Origin of the sequence: Dactylosporangium siamense, assembly GCF_016862795.1 — a bacterium.
Classification (GTDB): Bacteria; Actinomycetota; Actinomycetes; order Mycobacteriales; family Micromonosporaceae; genus Dactylosporangium; species Dactylosporangium siamense.
On record NZ_BONQ01000025.1, the window covers coordinates 47,438 to 67,857 of the forward strand.

Sequence of the window (20,420 nt, forward strand, 5' to 3'; positions counted from 1 at the left end):
CCGTGATCCGGTAGACCTTGTGTAGCCAGGGGTGCACAGGGTCTTCCGGATCATGGGAGCGGGGCGGCTAGGCAGCGGCGGAGGCGAGGGCGAAGGAGGGCTGCGGGACCGGACGGCCGAAGTGGTAGCCCTGCGCGAAGCGGTACCCGAGCCGGTACAGCTCCTGCGCCTGCTCCGCGGTCTCGACGCCCTCGGCGATCGCGTCGAGGTTGAGCCCGTCGCTGACGTTGATGAGCGCGGTGGCGATCACCGAGTGCCGGCCGGCCATGGTGATGTCGTCGACGAAGGACTTGTCGACCTTCAGGATGTCGACCGGGCAGGTCTGCAGCAGGCCCAGCGACGAGTGCCCGGTGCCGAAGTCGTCCAGGGCGATCCGCACGCCGAGGTCGTGCACGGCGTCGAGGGCCTCGATCGCCCGGCCGCCGCCGAAGACCGCGGTCTCGGTGACCTCGATCGCGAGGTGGTCGGCGGGGAAGCCCGTCGCCGCCAGGACCGCGGCGACCACCTCCGGGAAGTCGGGTTCGGCGAGCTGCCGGGCCGAGACGTTGACGGAGACCTTGCCGGGCGCCGCGTCGCCGAGGCTGGCCAGCCAGGTCGCCCCCTGTGAGCACGCCTCGAGCAGGATCCAGGCGCCGAGCTCGACGATCTGGCCGTTCTGCTCGGCGACGGGGATGAAGTCGGCCGGGCTCATGAACCCGAGCGTCGGGTGGTGCCACCGGATGAGGGCCTCCACGCCGACGATCTGCCCGTGCGGCAGCGCCACGATCGGCTGATACACCAGCTGGAACTGGCCCTGGTCGAGGGCCTCGCGCAGCTGGGCGCCGAGCAGGGCGTGTGCCGAGGCCCGCTGGTCGAGCTCGGGTCTGAAGCGCTGCTGGCGGGTCTTGTCCTCCTTCGCCGCGTACATCGCGACGTCGGCGCGGCGCAGCAGTTCGAACGGGTCGCGGGTGCCCGCGGCGTCGGCGACGCCGATGCTGGCCTGGACGAGCAGGTGCTGGTCGCCGGCGAAGACCGGCTCCTGCAGTGCGGTGGCGAGTTCGGTGACCATCGCGTCGGCGGCGACGGCGCCGGTGTCCGGCATGAGGACGGCGAACTCGTCGCCGCCGAGGCGGGCCACGACGTCGCCGGGGCGCAGGACCCCGCCGAGCCGCTTGCCGACGGCGGTGAGCAGCTGGTCGCCGATGGCGTGGCCGAGCCCGTCGTTGATCCGTTTGAAGTCGTCGAGGTCGATGAACGCGACCTGCGTGACGGTGCCGGCGTCGAGCTCGTCGCGGATCAGCTCCTCCAGGAACCGCCGGTTGGGCAGCCCGGTGAGGTCGTCGCGCATGACCAGGTCGCTGAGCTGGTCGGCCTGGTCCTGGACCTTGCCGACGAGCCCCGCGACGCGCACCAGCACCAGCAGGAACACGACGACCGAGACGACGCCGATCGCGAACCAGTCGACGTCGTGGCCGTCCAGGGTGCCCTGCAGCAGCAGCAGCGCCGGCGCGATGAGCGAGCTCACCGCGAGCACCGTCAGCCGGAGCCTGGACAGCGCGCTCTCGGCGGCGTCGGTCGGCTCGTCCATGCCGCGCATCGACGGGTGCAGCGCGGCGGCGGCGAGGCACACGTACGCCAGCAGCCACCCGCTGGCCAGGTAGCCCGCACCGAGGATGTCGTAGGTGGAGGTCAGCGAGTACGTGACGTCGGTGGCGAACATCAGCGTCAGGCCGGCCGCCAGCAGCCAGAAGCTGGCGGTCTTCGCCGCCCGGCCGGCCAGCAGGCGGGCGAGCAGCACCAGCAGCAGCACGTCGGCGGACGGGTAGGCCAGGGCGATGACGCGTTCCAGGACCGTCATCTGACCCGCCTCGGCGACGGGCCGCATCACGAACACCCAGAACAGCAGGCCGGCCCCGGCTGCGGCGATGCACGCGTCGATCAGCCCGGCGACGTCGCGCCCGTGCCGGCGCAGCAGCAGCCACAGGCCGCCGGCCAGCGACGGATACGCGCAGAGGTAGAACACGTCGGCGAGCGACGGCGACGGGCTTTCGTGCAGGACGAACTGGTAGATGCTCCAGGTGACGTCGCCGAGGACCCAGGTGCCGAGGCCGACGGCGAACCAGAGCCAGAGCGCCCGCCGGGGTGGCCGGTTGCGCCGGACGCCGACCAGCAGGGCGGTGACCGCGGCGAGCCCGATGAGCTCGAAGCTGAAGTTGGCCGCGTAGGAGTCGCCGGGCAGCAGCGGGTAGGCGACCGCCGCCACGCCACCGATCAGCAGCCAGACGAGCCACAGCCGCCCGGCACCCCGAGTCTCCACGCGTTGGTTATCGGCAAGCGTTCCGGTGCGGTTGAGGGCTCTGCAAGATAATACGTATTACCCTCTTGTGCGAAGCGTCGGGCTTTCCGAGACTCGGTCACATGTCACCTGTAACCCGCCGCCAGGTGCTGGCCGGTGCCGCCGGATTCGCCGGCGCACTCGCCATCCCCAGCATCGCGCCGACCGCGGCCCACGCCGCCGCCCCGGCAGGATTCCCGACCTACCAGTACCTCGGTCAGCCGCTCCCCGCGAGCCTGGCCTACAACCCCACCGGGGAGCTCATCTTCCCCTGCATCCGCGGGATGTACGACAAGATCAGCGGCGCCCGCGGCCGCTACTACCTCTACTACGCCCCGCACGACGCGCCCGGCGGGATCTGCCTCGCCTACGGCAACTCGCTGTCCGGCCCGTTCACCGAGCACCCGGCCAACCCGATCATCAGCCGGACCTGGTCGCCGCACTACTCGGTCAGCCACGTCTCGTCGCCGCACGTCGTGTGGAACGCCTCGACCAGGCAGTTCTTCATGTACTACCACGGCGAGAACACCACGACGCGCCTCGCGATCTCCAGCGACGGCATCAACTTCACCTACTACGGCACCGTGCTGACCACCGCGATGGTGCCCGGCACCACCGAGGCCACGTACGCGCGGGTGTTCGAGCACCGCATCGCCGCGCTCGGCAACAAGTACGTCATGGTCTTCATGGGACTCAAGAGCGGCCGGCGGATCTTCTGGGGCTGGTCCAACGACGGCAAGTCGTGGCAGTTCGACCCCAACCCCCTGGTGTCGCCCGCCGCCGACGGGCAGAGCGACCTGAGCGGCCCGCACCTGCTGTACCGCAACAACACCACCTACGTCGTCTACCACGGCTCATCCGGCGACATGTTCCTCACCGAGGTGGGCAACAACTTCGACAAGGAGATCCACCTCGGCGTCTTCCACGCCGCGCTGTCCGGCGCGCCGGACAACAACCGCTCCGCGGCGCCGTCGTTCGGCACCGACGGCGGCGTGCAGTACATGTTCTACGAGGCGGGCCAGCGCTCCGGGACGAAGATAGCCGTGGCCCGCGCCGTCTGATACAAAGCGGGCATGCTTGCCTGGGGTGTCGATTTCACCACCGCTGAGGTACGGACCGGGGTCCAGCAGACCGATGGGTTCACGTGTGGACCCACCGTCGCCATGGTGGCGTCGGCGCTGCTGGACCCCGCGTACGCGGACGGCGTCGCCGACTACGGCGCCGAGCAGCACCGCATCCACTCCGCCGCCAACTGGATCTGGCCCCGCAAGTTGGGCACCACACCCTGGGGCGTCGCCGCGACGATCTCCCGGCACGCCGCGGAGCTCGGCGTCCGGTATGGCTGGCGGCGCTTCCGGGGTCGCCGCGACCGGCTCGCCGACGTGACCGCCGCGGTCGACACCGGCTGGCCGGTCGCGATGCTCGTCGGCAAGGGCGTGCCCCGGCACTGGGTGCTCATCACCGCGCACCCGCAGGAGTCCGTGCTGCGCTGCTTCGAACCGGGGTCGGGCCAGGTCCGTGAGGTCACGATCGAGGAGATCCAGCAGCACCGGATCCCCCGGCTGGGGTTCCCGCGGGCCTACGCGCTGGTCCTGCCTACCGGCTGATCCTTGCCCTGACCTTGTCCTTGGTGCGCTCGGGCAGCTCGTCGGCGGCCGCGAGCAGGGGCAGCAGCTCCGGCTCCGCGGTCAGTGCCCGGAACGCGAGCCCGATCGTGACGTCGTGCGCCGGGGTGTGCACGACCTCGATCGCGTCCCCGGCCCGGATTTCGCCCGGCTGCAGGACCCGCAGGTAGGCGCCTGGAATGGCGCCCTCGGTGAACCGCTTGATCCAGCCCTGCTCGCCGAGCCAGGCGGCGAACGTGCGGCACGGGATCCGCGGCGCGGACACCTCCAGCAGCAGGTCGGCGCCGATCCGCCAGCGCTCACCGATGCGGGCACCGGTCACGTCCAGACCGGACGTGGTCAGATTCTCCCCGAAAACGCCGCCGGCCAACTCCCGGCCGAGCTCCGCGGCCCACCGGTCAAGGTCCTCCCGCGCGTAGGCGTACACGGCCTGGTCCGGGCCGCCGTGATGGCGCACGTCGCACACCACGTCGCCGGCGACCCCCGTCGCCGTCGTGCCGCGCGGGCCGGGCACCGTCACGCGGACCGGCCCGTCGACGGGACGCTTGTCGATGCCCGTGGTCGGCACGTTCGAGGCCGCGGTCGGGACCGGGGTGCCGGCGTTGACGGAGATCAGGTATGCCACCCGCTAGACGCTAGCGTCCGTCTGGATGGACCGTTTCGACAATCCCATGAAGTAGCCGTCGATCACCGACGTCGTGGGGGCGTCGGGCCGGTCGGCGGCGCCGAGCGTGACGAACAGCGGCGTGTAGTGCTCGACCGTCGGGTGGGCGAACGGCATGCCGGGTGCCAGGCTCGCGTACCGCGCCAGGGTGTCGACGTCGCCCTTGGCCAGGGCCTCGGCCGCCCAGGCGTCGAAGTCCTTGGACCAGCCGGGCGGGCCGCCGGCGCCGAGCCAGTGCTCACGGCTGAGGAACGGCAGGCCGTGCGTCATGAAGCCGGAGCCGACGATGAGCACGCCCTCCTCGCGCAGCGGGCGCAGCCGGCGGCCGAGCTCGAGCAGCCGGTCCGGGTCGTGGGTGGGCAGGCTCAACTGCAGCACGGGGACGTCGCCGAGCGGGTACATCACCATCAGCGGGACCCAGGCACCGTGGTCGAGACCGCGGCTGCGGTGCTCGTGCACGGGTTCGGAGTCGGGCATCGCGGCGGCGACCCGCCGGGCGAGTGCTCCCGCGTCGGGCGTGGCGTACTGCAGCCGGTAGAAGTGCGGGGCGAAACCGCCGAAGTCGTAGACCAGCGGGGTGCCGGCGGCGGTGCCGGAGACGCTGAGCGGCGCGGACTCCCAGTGCGCGCTGACGATGAGGACGGCCTTCGGCTTGGGCAGGCCGGCGGCCCAGTCGAACAGCTCCCGCATCCACGGGCCGTCCTCCAGCAGCGGCGGGGCGCCGTGGCTGAGGTAGATGCTGGGCAGCGCACCGTCGTCGGGTGTCCAGGAGCGCTGGTCCCGGCTGGCCGGGATCGCGGTGGCGAGGTGTCGGTCCAGCTCGGGCAGCGTCGTCATGGATTGAATGTAGCAACTAGTTGAGCGCTCAACAATATGCGTGGGCTGTGGCCGGCGTCTCCGCGCTCGTGGCTGGCTGTCCCCGTTCCCGGGCTTCGCGGTCGTTGTGATGGTTCAGGAGTTTCGTAGCCGTTTCGGCGGTTCCGGGCGTCGTGGCCGCTCCTGGCGGTTCAGGGCGTCGTGGCCGTTTCGGCGGCGCGGAGCAGCGCCTCGGCGACCGCGGGGGTCTCCTCGGCGCCGTACACGAGCAGCAACTGGCGGTCCGGGCCACCCCGGCCGTCGGTGGCGGTGGCGTGCTCCACCACGACACGCGTCGTGGACAACTGGTCGCCGTCGGCGACGTCCATCTCGGCCACGCCGATGTCGACCTGCCGGACGAAGAGTTCCTCCATGGCAAGAAGCGTGCCGCCCGCGCGGGTCCCGGACGTCGCCTCGCGGGAGTGAGTCTCAGTGGTGGGCTCTGGAGATGGTCGTGACCAGCAGCGCGGCCTCGTGCAGGTGCGCCTGCTCCGCCGCCGTCAGCGCCGGGTCCGCGGCCCGCCGCCGCACCGCGGCCTCCAGCTGCGACAACGGGTTGTCCCGCGTGCAGGACAGGAGCACGTCCAGGAACACCTCGGCCCGCTCCGCGAACGCGTGGCCCGGCTCGATCGCGACCTGGGCGACGATCAGGGCGCTCATCGCCACGTCGAGCTCGGGCGGGCCCTCGGTGCTGTTGCGCCAGTCGATGACGACCGGGCCGCCCTCGGTCATCACCACGTTTTCCGGGTGCAGGTCCAGGTGCAGGATCCGGGTGCCGGGGTCCTTCGCCGCCCGCACGCGCACCTTGTGCAGCCGCTCGAGGAGGTCCGCCAGGACGGTCCCGCCGTCGCGCAGGTCGAGCGAGCCGTCGGCGAGGGCCTGCAGCATGGTCGGCCCCTCGAGCCGCTCCAGGATCAGGTCGGCGCCGGTCGCCTCATAGACGCGGGGGACCGGATAGCCGTGGTCGGCGACATACCGCATGACGGCGGCCTCCGCGGTCACGTCCCCGCCGAGCCGGTAGCGCCGCAGCACCCGCCGCTCGTCGAGGGCGTAGACGTCCGCGTCGCGACCGCTCGCCAGTAGTGCCGTCATGCACCCACCCTATCGGTTGCTCCTTACAACCAACCGTTCTCGTCGGCGAGCCTCACCGCTTCCGCGCGGGTCCGGGCGCCGGTTTTGCCGATCGCCGACGACAGGTGGTTGCGCACCGTGCCCTCCGTCAGGCCGAGCTGCCCGGCGACGTCGGCGGCGGTGCCGCCCTCCCGGGCCGCCCGCAGCACGTCGGCCTCCCGCGGGGTCAGCGGGCTGTCGCCGCTGGCGAGGGTCTCCGCGGCCAGGGTCGGGTCCACCACCCGAAGCCCCGACGCGATGCGCCGCACGGCGTCGGCGAGCTGCCGGGCCGGGGTGTCCTTGACCACGAACCCGGACGCCCCGGCCGCCATCGCCCGCCGCAGGTAACCGGGCCGGCCGAACGTGGTCACCATGAGCACCTTGCAGCCCGGCATGGCCTTGCGCAGCGCGGCGGCCGCGGCGATGCCGTCGATCCCGGGCATCTCCACGTCGAGCAGGGCCACGTCGGGGCGGTGCTCGCGGGCCGCCGCGACGACCTCGTCACCGCGCCCGACCTCGGCCACGACCGTGAGGTCCGGCTCGAGGTCGAGCAGCGCGGCGAGGGCGCCGCGGACGAGCGCCTGATCGTCAGCGATCAACAGCCGTATCGGACTCACGAGGGGGATGCTGCCACACGGGGCCTGGGGACCTCCGCCTCAGCCGCGCCTGCGGCTGTGTCCGTGGTCCGGCGGCATGCTGCGTTCGTCGACCCGCGACCTCGATCACCCGCGACCTCGATCACCCGCGACCTCGATCACCCGCGACCTCGATCACCCGCGACCTCGATCACCCGCGACCTCGATCACGCCGGCCGGGACACCCCGGCCGGGATCGACGGCGGGGGGTCAGCCGGCCAGGCGGGTGACGGTCCTGACCGCGGCGGCCGTCACGCGGGCCGCGAAGTCCAGGTCGAGCCGGTCGAGGGTGTCGGTGTCCGCGTGGTAGTCCGGGTTGCGGAACTCGGCGGTGTCGGTGACCAGCAGCGAGCGTCGGCCCGTCGACCAGTACGGCACGTGGTCGCTGCGCAGCACGACCTCCATCGCCTCGGTCGGCATGACCAGCGGAAACGTGGGCAGGTGCGGCGTCGCCGCGGCCGCGAACAGGTCGGCGAGCCCGGCGGAGGCCGGGTTGGCGATCAACGCGATGAAGTCGCCGACCGTCGGCGGGTCCAGCAGGAACGACGGCGCGGACTGCGTCGGGGACGTCCGCCCGATCATCTCGAACACGATCGACTCCGTGTCGGGGGTGATCTGCCGGACGTGGGCGGTGCTGCCCTGGAACCCGTCCTCCTCGCCGCCGAACAGGCAGAAGCGGATCGTGCGGGCCGGCAGGTCCAGGTCGCGCAGCGCGCGGGCGGCCTCCAGAACCCCGGCGACCCCGCTGGCGTTGTCGTCCGCGCCGGGGGTGCCCTCGACCGTGTCCCAGTGCGCGGCCAGCTCGACCGCGTCGTCGGACGTGCCGCCCTCGATCTCGGCGACGAGGTTCACGTCGTGCAGTTCGCTGCCATACCGCTCGACCCGCACCACCAGGCCGAGACTGCTGAGCTCGTCGGTGATGTACCGCAGCGCGGCGGGCACACCGGGCAGATCGCCGCAGCGTGGCCCGTGAGCGACGAGCGCGGCGACGTGGTCGCGGAGACGGTCGGCGGAGATCATGTGCACCAGGATATGGAACAGCCCCCGAGGTTCCTGCGCTGGCTGCGCGCGGGCCGGTTGGACTGACACCGGAAAGCCTCGGGGGCTGGGAAACTGTCTCGTATTCGCCTGCCACCATCCGGGCGGCCGCACGAAGTGCGAGTCCAGAGGACGGCGGCTAGCGGACAGTCACCTCATGAGTCCCATTGCTACACAACGTTGGACCACCTCCTTTCCCATGTACGACCCAACTTAGCCACGGGCGTCGAGGCTCTGCAACGGTTTTTCGGGAGCAGGCTGGTTGTCTTCCCGCTCGAGGCGCTTGATCAGCCGCCGGACGATCAGCAGGGGGATGATGCCGAACACGCCGAACGAGATGTCCAGCACCGTCCACCAGCCCGGGATCCCGCGGACCGGCCCGGCGAACAGGGCCAGGGGCACGATGCCGACGCAGGCGATCATCCCGAACTCGATCACCCAGATGTTGCGCACCGGGTCGCGCAGCGGCCCCCAGAACGCGACCGCGATCACCAGGTGCGCGAAGGCCAGCCAGTCGGTGCCGTACATGATGAACGGGTAGCGGTCGTTGGTCTCGGTGATGCCCTGGTCGACCCGCGCGATCCAGGCGACCAGGGCATCGGGTGCGACGTCGATCCGGTCGAGCACGGACCGCAGCCAATGCACCTCGTGCTCGAGGGGGAACGCGGTCACCCCGCTGGCCACCAGGCCGATCAGGAACAGCACGAGCCAGACGCGGATCTTGCGCCGTGTGGTCATGCCCGCAGCGTAGGACCGGGCAAAGCGCCGCAACGGCCCCCGACACGAGATCTGCACAACATGAGGCACGACACGTGAAGCACGACACATGAAGCACGACACATGAAGCACGACATGTGAGGCACGACACGTGAAATACGGCACGACGACGCCGCGCTCCCAAGGGGGTAGGAGCGCGGCGCCGCGGTGAGGGAGATCAGTACCCGCCGTTGCCGCTGTCCCCGGTGACGGCCTGGGCCTTCTTCCCCTCGGGCGTGAAGGCGAACCACACGCCGCCCACGCCCTGTCCCTTGGTCTCGCCGACCTTCGTGTCCCCGGCGAACCGGTACGCGGGCCAGCTGTTGATGGTCAGCTGCAGCGAGCCGTCGCTGCGGGTGACCTTGCCGATCAGCTTCTGGTCGACGCCCTCGATCTTCATGTTCTCCACATATGGGACGTACGGCCACTTCGCCAGGCAGTCCGCCTCGCAGTTGGACTTCGGCGGCTTCGGGGTGTCCTTCTCGAAGCGGTACAGGGTCCAGCCCTTCCAGTCGGTCACCACCTTGCCGAGCGTGGCGTCCTCGTGGACCTTCACGCCGGCGACGTTCGCGGCGGCCGAGGGCGCGGCGCTGGTCGCGGCGGCGGCCGGGGCCTCGGTGCCCGCGGCGGCCGCCGGGGCCTCGGCACCGGAAGCGGCCTGGCCACCCTTGGTCAGGTCGATCGAGTCACAGGCGCTCAACGAGAGGGCGGCCGCGGCGGCCACCGCAAGGGTCAGGACGATCTTCCGCATGTTCGGTCTCCTAGTTCGCAGCGTTGCCCAGTGACACGGCGGGCGTCTCACCCCGGTTCGGCGGCCGGGGGTCGGCTGGGCGACAGCTACGCTGCGAGCGTGAGTGAACCGATCGACCCGGACGTGCTGGAGTTCGCGCACCGCATGTTCGACCTGGCTCGCTCCGGTGCCGCCGACGAGCTCGCCGCCAACGTCGACGCCGGGCTGCCGGTGAACCTGACCAACGACAAGGGCGACACGCTGCTGCTGCTGGCCGCGTATTACAACCACCCGCCGGCGGTCGCCGCGCTGCTGGCCCGGGGCGCCGACCCCGACCGGGCCAACGACCGCGGTCAGACCGCCCTGGCCGCCGCGGTCTTCCGCCGGTCCGCGGACTCGGTGCGCACCCTGCTGGACGCCGGCGCGGACCCCGCCGCCGGTGGGCCGTCGGCCCTGGAGACGGCCCGCTTCTTCGACCTGCCCGAGATGCTGACGCTGCTGGAGCGTGCCCGATGATCGACGTTCAGATCCGTGACGACATGATCCGGCTGGGGCAGTTCCTGAAGCTCGCCAACGTGCTGGAGACCGGCGGCGAGGGCAAGGACCTGATCGCCTACGGCGAGGTCACCGTCAACGGCGAGGTCGACCGGCGGCGCGGCCGCCAGCTGCACCGCGGGGACGTCGTGCACACGCTCGGCCAGACGTTCAGAGTTGCCTAGACCAGCGCGTTGGCGAAGGCCACCGCACGGGACGAGAAGTGGCCCTGGCCTCCGTCGTGGCCGTCCCACTCGTACAGCTCCAGCTCCTTGGGCCCGCGCAGCGCGTTGTACGCCGCGAACACCGTCGACGGCGGGCAGGTCAGGTCCATCAGCGCCGCGGACAGCAGGGCCGGTGCGGTGATCCGGGCCGCGAAGTGCGCCCCGTCCACGTAATCCACAGTGGACAGCGCGAGGGCGGCCCGGGACGGGTTCAGCCGGCAGAAGGCGGCGAACTCCGCGTAGGGCGCGCGGTCGGTGATCGTCACCGCGCGGCGGATGTCGCACAGGAACGGCACGCCGGCGATGACGCCCGCGAGGTCGCCGGGGGAGCTCAGGCCGGCCGCGGCGAGGGCCAGGCCGCCGCCCTGGCTGATGCCGCTGACCAGCACACCCGACGCGAACGGCAGCGCCCGGGCGGTCTCGACGGCCCGGACGGCGTCGGTGATGAGCCGGCGGTAGTAGTAGGTCTGCGGGTCGAGCACGCCTCGGGTGAGGAAGCCCGGCGTCTGCGGCCCGGAGCCGTCCGGGTCCGGGGTGTCGCCGGCCCGCCAGCCGCCGCCCTGGCCGCGGGTGTCCATGACGAGGTGGGCGTACCCGGCCGCGGACCACAGCAGCCAGTCGTGCGGGTAGCCGCGGCCTCCGCCGTACCCGATGAACTCGACGACGACCGGAAGCGGCCCCTCGACACCCGCGGGCCGGTTGAGCCACGCCTTCACGGGCTGGCCGCCGAAGCCGGTGAACGTGACATCGGTCGTGTCGACGGCGCGCAGGCCGGTGTCGACCGGGCTGAGGACGGCGGGCGCGGCGAGCCGGCGGGCCTCGTCGAGGGTCGCGGCCCAGAACGCGTCGAAGTCGGTGGGCTCGGGCGTCGCGCAGCGGTGCTGTCGCAGCTCGGCGAGGGGCAGGTCGAAGAGCGCCATGCCGGCGACCCTATTACCAGGAACTTCCCAGCGCGATTACGGGTCCGACACAGGTCCGGCCCGCATATTTGAGATGTGACCGGCGCCGGACAAAACCGGAAGCCTCCCTGGATGGTCCACCCGGCGCACGGTCACGCCAAACGTTCCACATCAACATGTTGCCGCGGCTGGGGTGGTCAGCGGGGGGCAACGGTGATGCGATCGAGGTCGGGACACCATCTGCCGGTGGTGTTTCCGGCCTCGATCGTGTTCTGCCCCACCTCGAGGCGGACGGTCAGTGTGACGGTCGCCACCCGGTCCCAGGCGCCGCTGGCGGGGAACCGGATCTGCTGCCAGGCGCCCCGGCCGGTGCGCAGCCGGCAGGAGCGCTCCTCGGTGGACAGGTAGGCGACGGTGACGGTGGCCTCGCCGGCGCGCTGCGCGGTGATTCCGGTGAACTCCAGGACGCGGTTGTTGCCGACCCCCGTGACGGCCCGGCCGCCCGACGCGGTGGAGACCTCGCGGACGGTCATCTGACTGGGCCGCCGGTTCGCCGAAGCTTCCGCTTCTATCGTTTTGGCAGGTGTACCGCCGGCGCTCGGCGAAGTCGTCGGCGACGACGACGGTGGGCTGCTGGACGCCGGGGCGCCGGTGACGCTGCGGCTGGGCCTGGCGCTGGGGGACTGGGCGGCGGCGGACGTCGCGGCCGCGGTGCTCTCCATGGGTGGCACGACCGGCGCCGGCGCTTCGAACGACACCTCGGCCTGGGGACGCGGGGCGCTGTCACCGCCGGCCATGGTCCGCAGCAGCAGTGCCACCAGCGCGACGACGACGAGCACCGCGACGAACACGTAGCGTGGCGGACCTGCCCTGCGCCTTCCGGTGTACGCGGGCGGGCCCACCTCGATCATGCCCGGCACGCTAGCGGGTTCCGGTGACGTTTAGGAGTCGGGGACCCGACCGGCGGCCACCGGTACACACGCGGAGACTGCGATCTCGATCGACGTCAGGTGGGGCAGCCCGGCCGGCGCCGGGTCCCAGCCGGGTCCGGCCGCCGCGAACCGGGTGCCCGGGAACCGGTCCGCGAACGCGAGCAGCGTGGCCGGGTCGGCGGTGCCCGGCTGCTGCGACCACACGATCGCGGTGCCGGGCACGGTCCGCCGCACCGCCGCCCTCAGCGCGCTCCACGGCACCTCGGCGCCGAGCAGGAACGTGCCGATCCGCCGCTCGAACAGTGCCGCGGCCAGGGCGCGCAGCGGCAGCGAGTGCGCCTCGCGGGGCGCGCACGCCAGCAGGACGTGGTTGGTCCTGATGTCGTCGTGGCGGGGCGCGCTGACCAGGTCGAGACCGTGCGCGACGCCCTGGCTGAGCGCGTGCTCGACGGCGACGTCCCCGGTCACCTGGTGCAGCGCCGGGACGCACACCTCGCTCCAGATCCGCAGCACGCCGTGTTCGTCCATCAGCTCCCGGACGGTGCGTGCGACCGTGCCGGTGTCGAGCGACCGGGCCGCCTCCAGTAGCCGTTGCATACTCTTCTGTTCGTGCGGCGGGCGCTGTTTGGATGCGCTATGCCGACTGCCTCCTTACCAGGGTGGTCGGCAGCACCGGGCACGGCTCCGCGTGGTCGCCGTTCATGAGTGCCAGCAGCTGGCGGGCCGCGGCGGCGCCGATCTCCTCGACCGGCTGCTTGATCGTGGTCAGCGGTGGCTGGGTGAAGGCGGCCAGGGGCAGGTCGTCGAAGCCGATGACCGCGACGTCCTCCGGCACCCGCCGGCCCGCCTGCCGCAGCGCGTGCAGCGCCCCGACGGCCATCAGGTCCGACGCGGCGAACACCGCGTCGAGGGTCGGCCGGTGGTCGAGCAGCCTGGTCATGGCGTGCACGCCCGCGGGCCGGGTGAAGTCGCCGTAGGCGATCGGACCCGGCTCCAGCCCGGCCCGCTCCAGTCCCTCGCGGAACCCGGCGAGCCGGTCCACGCCGGCGGAGACGTCCGGCGGTCCGGCGATCGTGACGATCCGTTTCCGTCCGGTGCGGGCGAGGTGCTCGACGGCCTGCCGGGCGCCGCCGCGGTTGTCGGCGTCGACATACGGCAGCGTGCTGGTCTGCAGCGGCCGGCCGATGAGCGTGACCGGCACGCCCAGGGCGGGCAGCGTCACGACCAGCGGGTGGCTGCTGCGGCAGTAGATCAGCAGCACCCCGTCGATGTGGCCGCTGCTGAGGTACCGCTGCAGCGACGCCGGTCGTTCCCCGGCGGCGAGCAGCATGGGCATGTCGCGTTCGGCGAACGCGGCACTGGCGCCCGCGAGGACGCGGGAGTAGAACGGATCGGCGAACAGTCGTGCGTTGGGCTCGCAGACCACGGCGGCGACCGAGCGGGGGCGACGGTCGACGGCGCGGGCGGCGCGCTGCCGGACGTAGCCGAGCCGGTCGACGGCGTCACGGACCTGCTGGCGGGCAGTGGGGCTGACTCGGGCGGAGCCGTTGAGGACGCGGGATGCGGTGGCGGAAGAAACACCGGCGAGCGCGGCGACATGGGCAAGGGTGGGGTGTTCGGCAGCGGCGGTAATCGACATCGCGACCTCCTCGGATAGCAAGGCGTCGATTTTGGGAGCGCTTCCATACCGGAGCGTCGTACACGGTTTCCGCACTGTCAACACGAGATTGCCGCCAGGTTTCACCACCGGCGTTTCGACTGTAAATTTCACCGGCCGTCACGCGGGAGATCACTGCGGTGACGGCTCTGGTGTGACCTGCGTGGATCTCCTAGCCTGCATGGCATGCGTGACTGGATAGCCGTCATCATCACTGTCCTGGGCGTCCTGCTGGTGCTCGCCGGCGCGACCCTGATCCTGCTCCGGGCTCTTCCGGCCCGGACACCCGCGCCCGTCGCGGCGCCGCTCGTCGCGGACGCGGACGATGCGGCCTTTGAACCCACCCCGGTGCCGGTGGGAGCTCGCCTCGCGAGCGTCTGGAAGGAGCCGACCGCGGCCGACCGGTTGATCTTCTGGGGCATCGTCCTTCTGGTGCTGGCCGCGATCGCCGCGGGCGCCATCACCTTCAACCTCGGCGCGGCGGGAGGCTCGGTGCCTGCTACCCGGTAGGTCTTGTGCCCCCAGCGTTTTTGTGTCGGAGCGGGAGACTATTCTGCCTCCGAGGTGACGTGTTGATCGTGCGGGCACCTCGCGGAGCTGGCTCGCCAGCGGGTTCAACAGCCTCAGGAGGCCTTTCGTGACCACCGTTGCACCAAAGCCGATCGTCACCAGGCCTTGGCCGGTGCATCAGCCGGTCAAGGGCTCGGCGTTCGCTCGGCTGTTGCGCACCACGGACGCGAAGCAGATCGGCCTGATGTATCTCATCACGTCGTTCGTGTTCTTCATGGTGGGCGGCTTCATGGCGCTGCTCATGCGCGCCGAGCTGGCCCGGCCGGGTCTGCAGTTCCTCTCCCCGGAGCAGTACAACCAGCTGTTCACGATGCACGGCACGATCATGCTGCTGTTCTTCGCGACGCCGATCGTGTTCGCCTTCGCGAACTACATCACGCCGCTGCAGATCGGTGCGCCGGACGTGTCGTTCCCCCGGCTCAACGCGTTCGCCTACTGGCTCTACGCGTTCGGTGGATCGATCACCCTGATCGGCTTCATCACGCCGGGCGGCGCCGCGGACTTCGGCTGGTTCGCCTATGCCCCGCTCAACAGCATCATCCACTCGCCCGGCGTCGGTGCCGACCTGTGGATCGTCGGCCTGGTCCTCTCCGGCCTCGGCACCATCCTCGGCGCCGTCAACATGATCACCACCGTGCTGACCCTCCGGGCGCCCGGCATGACCATGTTCCGCATGCCGATGTTCACGTGGAACATCCTGGTCACCAGCGTCCTGGTCATCATGGTCTTCCCGATCCTGGCCGCCGCCCTGCTCGCCCTGGAGGCCGACCGCCGCCTCGGCGCCCACGTCTACGACGCGGAGACCGGCGGCGCGATGCTCTGGCAGCACCTGTTCTGGTTCTTCGGCCACCCCGAGGTCTACATCGTGGCGCTGCCGTTCTTCGGCATCATCACGGAGGTCATCCCGGTCTTCAGCCGCAAGCCCGTCTTCGGCTACAAGGGCCTCGTCGGCGCGACCATCGCGATCGGTGCCCTGTCGATGAGCGTGTGGGCCCACCACATGTTCGCGACCGGTCAAGTGCTCATGCCGTTCTTCTCGTTCCTGAGCTTCGTCATCGCCGTCCCGACCGGCATGAAGTTCTTCAACTGGATCGGCACCATGTGGCGCGGCCAGATCACCTTCGAGACACCGATGCTCTTCGCCATCGGCTTCCTGGTGACCTTCCTCTTCGGTGGTCTCTCCGGCGTCCTGCTCGCCAGCCCCCCGATCGACTTCCACGTCTCGGACACGTATTTCGTGGTCGCCCACTTCCACTACGTGCTCTTCGGCACGATCGTCTTCGCGGTCTACGCCGGCATCTACTTCTGGTTCCCGAAGATGACCGGCCGCATGCTCGACGACCGGCTCGGCAAGGTCCACTTCTGGCTCACCACGATCGGCTTCCACACCACGTTCCTGGTGCAGCACTGGCTCGGCACGCAGGGCATGCCCCGCCGCTACGCCGACTACCTGGCGTCCGACGGCTTCACCACGCTGAACACGATCTCGACCATCGGCTCGTTCATCACCGGCCTCTCCACGCTGCCCTTCCTCTGGAACGTGTGGAAGTCCTACAAGACCGGCCGCGTCGTCGAGGTCAACGACCCGTGGGGCCACGGCATGTCCCTCGAGTGGGCCACCTCCTGCCCGCCCCCGCTGCGCAACTTCGACAGCATGCCCCGCATCCGCTCGGAGCGCCCCGCCTTCGACGCCCGCTTCCCGGCCCACGCCCCAGGTCACTCCCTGGACGCTCCGCCGCCCGGCGGTGCCCGCCCCTTGAGCCATGAGGCCGACGGCGGCGCCACCTACGAGGAACAGCGCTGACCAGTTCGACCCCGAGCAGCCCCGATCTCCCAAGGCCACCGTTCCAGGCCGCGGGAGGCCGGGGCTCGCTTTTTTCTGTCGCGCCTTGTGGTTCGCCGCTCCTGGTCGTCATTCGGGTGCTGCCACACCGTCGCTGAAACGACCCGGTGGATTCGGGCCTGGCCTGGGATCACCGCGACCACGGCACGGGCCATGCCCACGCCACCCTGTCGCCTGGCCGCGTGGTGCCACGAAAGTCCGCCGCCGTGTGGGCGAATATTTGAAGGTCTGGACGACCGGCACCCACGGACCGCAACGCACCCGGCAGTGCGACAAGGGCTGCATGGCCGGTCGGTAATGCCACACCGCCGGGCGGCAGGAACTTCGGACACATAGCCCAGATCGGGGCGCGGATACGCCCGCGCCAGGGTCTGTCGATCTTGCGGGTTGCTTCTCGAAGCCGGCGACGTGTGGGGTCGTGTCCGCTGTCGTGGTGTTCGAGTGGCCGGGTGGCGCCTTGGATCACGAACGATCCGTCGCATCCGCTGCCGCGTCTCGGTGAAAGGGCGGGAGGCGTCCGCATGCCCCCTCACACCCTTCACGCTTCCCGGCGGACATCCGCGCGATGTCCCGTCCCGGGCCCTCGGTCGGTGCCGGCACGGTGACCGCTCGCGACGTGCGTCGCCCAGACCGTCGCCTGCCGCGCGGGGTCGAGCGGTCGGGCGGGCAGATCGAGGTTGTGCACGGGCGATGCGGACAGCCAGCCCGCGACTTCGATCACCAGGAAGATCGGCTCCCGGCGGGGGAACAAGCAGGCGAACAGGCTGATCCCGGGGCCTCGGCAGCGCCGGATCGTGTGCCGGACTTTCTCCACAACCGGAAGCATCCCCGGGCCCCCGACCCTGGACATCGTTCCGCTTGTCGCGTCACCGCCCGCTGGACAAGGCTCCGCACGGCTCGACGGTGCGGACCGGTCGTCCCGGCGGGCCACGGGACGACTTCGATCCAGCCGTGAGCAGGTGTCACGGCCGCGTGCGCGGGGCCACAGCACGGAACGGCGGTGTGGGCCGAAGTGCAGCGGGTCTGCCATCAGGCTGCCTGAAGCGGGCGGGCCCGCACAGCCCTACACCACCTCCGTGGACGCGACCGCACGGCACGACCGAGGGCTGCCGGAACCACCGGACCGAGGACCCCGGCCAGCCCGCCGCAATGTCAATCCGCAACAGCCTCCCGGGCGACCGGTCTCGGTCTTCGATCACCTACAAGCGCCGGCACTGGGGCGACGAAGGCCCGGTGCGATCACGGCAGGTAAGCGGGTGCCCGGCCGGGGAGTCCGCTGCGTCCCGGGTCCACGTCTTGAGGTCGGCCACCAAGAGCGGATCCCGCGACCAGCCGAACGATGTTCGAGGTCCGGCACGGCGTCGACCGGATTCACGCTTCCGGGTGAATCGGTGCAAGTGCGGAGGTATCGGAGATGGCGTCAGGGTGCGCGGTGGGCAGGCATGCGGGATGGGGCCTAGGAAGCGTTCAGTGGATCGCTGCGGGCCGTAACGGGCCGGCCGGTACCCCGGGAACCAGAATGGAGAGCGGCAGCGCGGACCTTGGACGTGCGGGGTCCAAGGTCCGGACCGTGTCTTCCTTCGTGGTCAGGCGGGCTGGGTGACGCCGCGCTCGCGGGGCTGGGGGAGCCGGCCGGAAACGGTGCCCGGCGGGATCGGAACCCCGAGGATGTCGCTGACGCCGACCACCGCGAAGAGGCGCGCGATGAACGGGTTGGGGCGCCGGATGTGCAGCTTGACGCCCATGCTGTGGCAGATGCGCTTGGCGACCACGAGGGTGCCGATGCCGGTGGAGTCGAGGAACGTTACGCCGGCGAGGTCGATGACGAGCGTGTCGATGTTGCCGTCGAGCACTGAACTCACCGCTGTGCGGAGCTCCTGAGCGGTCTCATAGTCGATTTCGCCGCTCAGGCTCAGCAGTGCTTCCCGCTGATCTGAAGGACGATTTTCGATCGACAACTTCACGTGACCCTCCTGGTGCTGAGTCGTCCACCATGGACGACCCTTCGAGGTCCCGCAAGCGTAGCGAAGTCTTCCCTTTTTCGCCACGCTCCGTGTAGGTGGTCCTTACGTTGTGACGTGAGAAGTCCTCACATCGGGTGCGGAACCGCTTGCCGGGATGACGGTACACGTCGGTTGTTACACGGCAAGTCCAGTTACGTGCCATCCACCGGATGGTCAGCTTGATGCCACGACCGGTTCACCCACGAGCGTCACCCCGGCGGCGCGCAGCTCATCAAGGGCGGCGTCCACGGTTGGCCGGGCGACCCCCGCGGTCAGGTTCAGCAGCACAGATGTAACAAATCCCGCGCGCTGGGCATCGATCGCGGTCGCTCGCACGCAGTGGTCGGTGGCGATGCCCACCACGTCGACGGCGGTGACCGATCGGGCGCGGAGCCAGGACGCGAGGTCGACGCCGGACGAGGATCCCTGGAAGCCCGAGTACGCCGCGGTGTACTCACCTTTGGTGAACACGGCCTCGACGTGGGATACGTCCAGTGACGGATGGAGATCAACGCCGCCGGTGCCGACCACGCAGTGCACGGGCCAGGTGTTGACGTAGTCCGGCGGGTCGCCGAAGTGCCCGGCGGGGTTGATGTGGTGGTCCTGGGTGGCCACCACGTGGTCCCAGGAGCCGGCGGCCACGGCGGCGGAGATCGCGACCGCGACCCCGGCGCCGCCGCCGACGGCCAGGGAGCCGCCCTCGCAGAAGTCGTTCTGGACGTCGACGATCACCAAGGCGCGAGTCATGCGGAGCCCCCAAGCATCTGGACGGGAACCGCCGGGTCGCCGGCGGACAGCTTCAGCCCCTCCCAGGGGATCGAGATGAGGCACTGGCGCAGGTGCTCGCGGGAGGCGGCCAGGTCGGGCAGGTCGGGCACCAGCGCACCGCCGCGGACGAAGGCCCGCTGCAGCGCGCGGTCGTTGGGCTCCGGGGCGGGGGTGCCCATCGACACGACCACCTCCTCGGTGGCGGTGCCGGTCGGCTTGTGCCGGCGGACGGCGGTCTTGCGGCCGCCGACGGTGCCCTTGTTCTCGGAGCGCTTGACCACCGGCCGGCCGTCGACCTCGACCAGCTTGTAGACCAGGCCGGCGGTCGGGGCGCCGGAGCCGACCACGACGGCGGTGCCGGCGCCGTACGCGTCGACGGGCTCGGCGGCCAGGGCGGCGATCGCGTACTCGTCGAGGTCGCCGGAGACGATGATCTGGGTCTCGGTCGCGCCGAGGGAGTCGAGCAGGGCCCGGGAGTGCGCGGCGAGGACGGACAGGTCGCCGGAGTCGATGCGCACGGCGCGCAGGTCGGGGCCGGCGACCGCGATCGCGTTGCGGATGCCCTGAGCGATGTCATACGTGTCGACCAGCAGCGTGGTCTGCTTGCCGAGCGTGGCCACCTGCGAGGCGAACGCGGCCTGCTCGGTGTCGTGCAGCAGCGTGAAGGCGTGCGCCGCGGTGCCGGTCGTCGGGATGGCATAGCGCCTGCCCGCCTCCATGTTGGAGGTGTACGCGAAGCCGGCCAGATACGCGGCCCGCGCCGCTGCGACCGCGGCCTCCTCGTGGGTGCGGCGGGAACCCATCTCGATCACGGAGCGGCCGCGGGCGGCGGTGACCATGCGGGCCGCACCGGCGGCGATCGCGCTGTCGTGGTTGAGGACCGACAGGATCAGCGTCTCGAGGACCACGCACTCGGCGAACGTGCCGCTGACGGTGAGGATCGGCGAGCCGGGGAAGAACAGCTCGCCCTCGGCGTAGCCGTCGATGTCGCCGGTGAACCGGTACGCCGCCAGCCACTCGGCCGTCGGCGCGTCCACGATCCCGCGGTCGAGCAGGAACTCGACCTCGGCCGCGGCGAACCGGAAGTCGGCCAGATGCGCGAGCAGCCGTCCGGTGCCGGCCACGACGCCGTAGCGCCGCCCCGTCGGCAGGCGGCGGGCGAACACCTCGAAGACGCAGCTGCGCGACGCGGTGCCGTCGCGCAGCGCCGCCGACAGCATCGTCAGCTCGTAATGGTCGGTCAGCAGCGCGCTACTCGTCACG

Annotated in this window: 23 protein-coding genes; 6 read left to right on the forward strand and 17 right to left on the reverse strand. The window is 70.9% G+C overall.

Annotated features, from left to right (window positions below):
* Positions 1-67: 67 nt before the first annotated feature.
* Positions 68-2,296: a putative bifunctional diguanylate cyclase/phosphodiesterase gene (locus Dsi01nite_RS08200; RefSeq protein WP_239135768.1), complete on the reverse strand. Its 2,229-nt coding sequence runs from the start codon at positions 2,294-2,296 to the stop codon at positions 68-70.
* Positions 2,297-2,397: 101 nt separating this feature from the next.
* On the opposite strand from Dsi01nite_RS08200, the gene Dsi01nite_RS08205 reads away from it, so the two are divergent.
* Both Dsi01nite_RS08205 and Dsi01nite_RS08210 read left to right on the forward strand, forming a co-directional pair.
* On the forward strand, positions 2,398-3,375 hold the full coding sequence (locus tag Dsi01nite_RS08205) for a glycoside hydrolase family protein (protein WP_203845439.1): 978 nt from the start codon (positions 2,398-2,400) through the stop codon (positions 3,373-3,375).
* A 12-nt stretch (positions 3,376-3,387) separates the two neighbouring features.
* Positions 3,388-3,921: a hypothetical protein gene (locus Dsi01nite_RS08210; RefSeq protein ID WP_203845440.1), complete on the forward strand. Its 534-nt coding sequence runs from the start codon at positions 3,388-3,390 to the stop codon at positions 3,919-3,921.
* Here the strand turns inward: Dsi01nite_RS08210 and Dsi01nite_RS08215 are convergent.
* From Dsi01nite_RS08215 to Dsi01nite_RS08250, 8 genes are all read right to left on the reverse strand, one after another.
* Positions 3,911-4,564: an MOSC domain-containing protein gene (locus tag Dsi01nite_RS08215; protein ID WP_203845441.1), complete on the reverse strand. Its 654-nt coding sequence runs from the start codon at positions 4,562-4,564 to the stop codon at positions 3,911-3,913. The two genes, Dsi01nite_RS08210 and Dsi01nite_RS08215, sit on opposite strands and share 11 nt — an antisense overlap.
* A 3-nt stretch (positions 4,565-4,567) precedes the next feature.
* Complete coding sequence (locus tag Dsi01nite_RS08220) at positions 4,568-5,440, reverse strand: dioxygenase family protein (RefSeq protein ID WP_203845442.1); 873 nt, start codon at positions 5,438-5,440, stop codon at positions 4,568-4,570.
* A gap of 170 nt (positions 5,441-5,610) precedes the next feature.
* Positions 5,611-5,832 carry a hypothetical protein gene (locus Dsi01nite_RS08225; RefSeq protein ID WP_203845443.1) on the reverse strand — a complete coding sequence of 74 codons (222 nt, stop codon included), beginning with the start codon at positions 5,830-5,832 and terminating at the stop codon, positions 5,611-5,613.
* A gap of 55 nt (positions 5,833-5,887) precedes the next feature.
* Positions 5,888-6,550: a phosphotransferase gene (locus Dsi01nite_RS08230; protein ID WP_203845444.1), complete on the reverse strand. Its 663-nt coding sequence runs from the start codon at positions 6,548-6,550 to the stop codon at positions 5,888-5,890.
* A gap of 23 nt (positions 6,551-6,573) precedes the next feature.
* Entirely contained in the window at positions 6,574-7,176 is a 603-nt protein-coding gene (locus Dsi01nite_RS08235) for a response regulator transcription factor (RefSeq protein WP_239135779.1), read from the reverse strand.
* Between the two features lie 237 nt (positions 7,177-7,413).
* Positions 7,414-8,223: a M20/M25/M40 family metallo-hydrolase gene (locus tag Dsi01nite_RS08240; RefSeq protein WP_203845446.1), complete on the reverse strand. Its 810-nt coding sequence runs from the start codon at positions 8,221-8,223 to the stop codon at positions 7,414-7,416.
* 231 nt (positions 8,224-8,454) lie between these two features.
* Positions 8,455-8,979, reverse strand: coding sequence for a hypothetical protein (locus Dsi01nite_RS08245; RefSeq protein WP_203845447.1), 525 nt, complete (start codon positions 8,977-8,979; stop codon positions 8,455-8,457).
* Between the two features lie 196 nt (positions 8,980-9,175).
* Positions 9,176-9,748 carry a hypothetical protein gene (locus tag Dsi01nite_RS08250; RefSeq protein WP_203845448.1) on the reverse strand — a complete coding sequence of 191 codons (573 nt, stop codon included), beginning with the start codon at positions 9,746-9,748 and terminating at the stop codon, positions 9,176-9,178.
* Between the two features lie 144 nt (positions 9,749-9,892).
* Here Dsi01nite_RS08250 and Dsi01nite_RS08255 point away from each other — a divergent pair, with 144 nt between their 5' ends.
* Positions 9,893-10,243, forward strand: a complete 351-nt coding sequence (locus Dsi01nite_RS08255; RefSeq protein ID WP_373318744.1) for an ankyrin repeat domain-containing protein — start codon at positions 9,893-9,895, stop codon at positions 10,241-10,243.
* The gene (locus Dsi01nite_RS08260; protein WP_203845450.1) at positions 10,240-10,446 is read left to right on the forward strand and encodes an RNA-binding S4 domain-containing protein; all 207 of its coding nucleotides are present in this window, start codon (positions 10,240-10,242) and stop codon (positions 10,444-10,446) included. The genes Dsi01nite_RS08255 and Dsi01nite_RS08260 overlap by 4 nt, the downstream gene beginning before the upstream one ends.
* Here Dsi01nite_RS08260 and Dsi01nite_RS08265 read toward each other — a convergent pair.
* The 4 genes from Dsi01nite_RS08265 to Dsi01nite_RS08280 all read right to left on the reverse strand — a co-directional run bounded on the left by Dsi01nite_RS08265 (position 10,443) and on the right by Dsi01nite_RS08280 (position 13,955).
* Entirely contained in the window at positions 10,443-11,405 is a 963-nt protein-coding gene (locus Dsi01nite_RS08265) for an acetylxylan esterase (RefSeq protein WP_203845451.1), read from the reverse strand. The two genes, Dsi01nite_RS08260 and Dsi01nite_RS08265, sit on opposite strands and share 4 nt — an antisense overlap.
* A 176-nt stretch (positions 11,406-11,581) precedes the next feature.
* Entirely contained in the window at positions 11,582-12,295 is a 714-nt protein-coding gene (locus Dsi01nite_RS08270; RefSeq protein ID WP_203845452.1) for a carbohydrate-binding protein, read from the reverse strand.
* 30 nt (positions 12,296-12,325) lie between these two features.
* Complete coding sequence (locus Dsi01nite_RS08275) at positions 12,326-12,913, reverse strand: transcriptional regulator (protein ID WP_203845453.1); 588 nt, start codon at positions 12,911-12,913, stop codon at positions 12,326-12,328.
* Positions 12,914-12,950: 37 nt separating this feature from the next.
* Entirely contained in the window at positions 12,951-13,955 is a 1,005-nt protein-coding gene (locus Dsi01nite_RS08280; protein ID WP_203845454.1) for a LacI family DNA-binding transcriptional regulator, read from the reverse strand.
* Positions 13,956-14,159: 204 nt separating this feature from the next.
* On the opposite strand from Dsi01nite_RS08280, the gene Dsi01nite_RS08285 reads away from it, so the two are divergent.
* Both Dsi01nite_RS08285 and ctaD read left to right on the forward strand, forming a co-directional pair.
* The gene (locus Dsi01nite_RS08285; RefSeq protein ID WP_203845455.1) at positions 14,160-14,483 is read left to right on the forward strand and encodes a hypothetical protein; all 324 of its coding nucleotides are present in this window, start codon (positions 14,160-14,162) and stop codon (positions 14,481-14,483) included.
* A gap of 127 nt (positions 14,484-14,610) precedes the next feature.
* Positions 14,611-16,347 carry an aa3-type cytochrome oxidase subunit I gene (gene ctaD, locus Dsi01nite_RS08290; protein ID WP_203845456.1) on the forward strand — a complete coding sequence of 579 codons (1,737 nt, stop codon included), beginning with the start codon at positions 14,611-14,613 and terminating at the stop codon, positions 16,345-16,347.
* 577 nt (positions 16,348-16,924) lie between these two features.
* On the opposite strand, the gene Dsi01nite_RS08295 is transcribed toward ctaD, so the two are convergent.
* The 4 genes from Dsi01nite_RS08295 to Dsi01nite_RS08310 form a co-directional block, all read right to left on the reverse strand.
* Complete coding sequence (locus Dsi01nite_RS08295) at positions 16,925-17,200, reverse strand: hypothetical protein (protein ID WP_203845457.1); 276 nt, start codon at positions 17,198-17,200, stop codon at positions 16,925-16,927.
* Between the two features lie 772 nt (positions 17,201-17,972).
* Positions 17,973-18,350, reverse strand: coding sequence for an STAS domain-containing protein (locus Dsi01nite_RS08300; protein ID WP_203845458.1), 378 nt, complete (start codon positions 18,348-18,350; stop codon positions 17,973-17,975).
* Positions 18,351-18,563: 213 nt separating this feature from the next.
* Positions 18,564-19,136 (reverse strand): isochorismatase family protein, encoded by a 573-nt coding sequence (locus Dsi01nite_RS08305; protein WP_203845459.1) that lies wholly within the window; start codon positions 19,134-19,136, stop codon positions 18,564-18,566.
* Positions 19,133-20,419 (reverse strand): nicotinate phosphoribosyltransferase, encoded by a 1,287-nt coding sequence (locus tag Dsi01nite_RS08310; RefSeq protein WP_373318743.1) that lies wholly within the window; start codon positions 20,417-20,419, stop codon positions 19,133-19,135. The genes Dsi01nite_RS08305 and Dsi01nite_RS08310 overlap by 4 nt, the downstream gene beginning before the upstream one ends.
* Position 20,420: the final 1 nt, after the last annotated feature.

Excerpts from the sequence above, each read along its gene's own strand:
- Dsi01nite_RS08205 (WP_203845439.1), top strand. The coding sequence starts at position 2,398 with ATGTCACCTGTAACCCGCCGCCAGGTGCTGGCCGGTGCCGCCGGATTC.
- Dsi01nite_RS08210 (WP_203845440.1), top strand. The coding sequence starts at position 3,388 with ATGCTTGCCTGGGGTGTCGATTTCACCACCGCTGAGGTACGGACCGGG.
- Dsi01nite_RS08220 (WP_203845442.1), bottom strand. The coding sequence starts at position 5,440 with ATGACGACGCTGCCCGAGCTGGACCGACACCTCGCCACCGCGATCCCG.
- Dsi01nite_RS08225 (WP_203845443.1), bottom strand. The coding sequence starts at position 5,832 with ATGGAGGAACTCTTCGTCCGGCAGGTCGACATCGGCGTGGCCGAGATG.
- Dsi01nite_RS08230 (WP_203845444.1), bottom strand. The coding sequence starts at position 6,550 with ATGACGGCACTACTGGCGAGCGGTCGCGACGCGGACGTCTACGCCCTC.
- Dsi01nite_RS08240 (WP_203845446.1), bottom strand. The coding sequence starts at position 8,223 with ATGATCTCCGCCGACCGTCTCCGCGACCACGTCGCCGCGCTCGTCGCT.
- Dsi01nite_RS08245 (WP_203845447.1), bottom strand. The coding sequence starts at position 8,979 with ATGACCACACGGCGCAAGATCCGCGTCTGGCTCGTGCTGTTCCTGATC.
- Dsi01nite_RS08250 (WP_203845448.1), bottom strand. The coding sequence starts at position 9,748 with ATGCGGAAGATCGTCCTGACCCTTGCGGTGGCCGCCGCGGCCGCCCTC.
- Dsi01nite_RS08255 (WP_373318744.1), top strand. The coding sequence starts at position 9,893 with ATGTTCGACCTGGCTCGCTCCGGTGCCGCCGACGAGCTCGCCGCCAAC.
- Dsi01nite_RS08260 (WP_203845450.1), top strand. The coding sequence starts at position 10,240 with ATGATCGACGTTCAGATCCGTGACGACATGATCCGGCTGGGGCAGTTC.
- Dsi01nite_RS08265 (WP_203845451.1), bottom strand. The coding sequence starts at position 11,405 with ATGGCGCTCTTCGACCTGCCCCTCGCCGAGCTGCGACAGCACCGCTGC.
- Dsi01nite_RS08270 (WP_203845452.1), bottom strand. The coding sequence starts at position 12,295 with ATGATCGAGGTGGGCCCGCCCGCGTACACCGGAAGGCGCAGGGCAGGT.
- Dsi01nite_RS08275 (WP_203845453.1), bottom strand. The coding sequence starts at position 12,913 with ATGCAACGGCTACTGGAGGCGGCCCGGTCGCTCGACACCGGCACGGTC.
- Dsi01nite_RS08280 (WP_203845454.1), bottom strand. The coding sequence starts at position 13,955 with ATGTCGATTACCGCCGCTGCCGAACACCCCACCCTTGCCCATGTCGCC.
- Dsi01nite_RS08285 (WP_203845455.1), top strand. The coding sequence starts at position 14,160 with ATGCGTGACTGGATAGCCGTCATCATCACTGTCCTGGGCGTCCTGCTG.
- Dsi01nite_RS08305 (WP_203845459.1), bottom strand. The coding sequence starts at position 19,136 with ATGACTCGCGCCTTGGTGATCGTCGACGTCCAGAACGACTTCTGCGAG.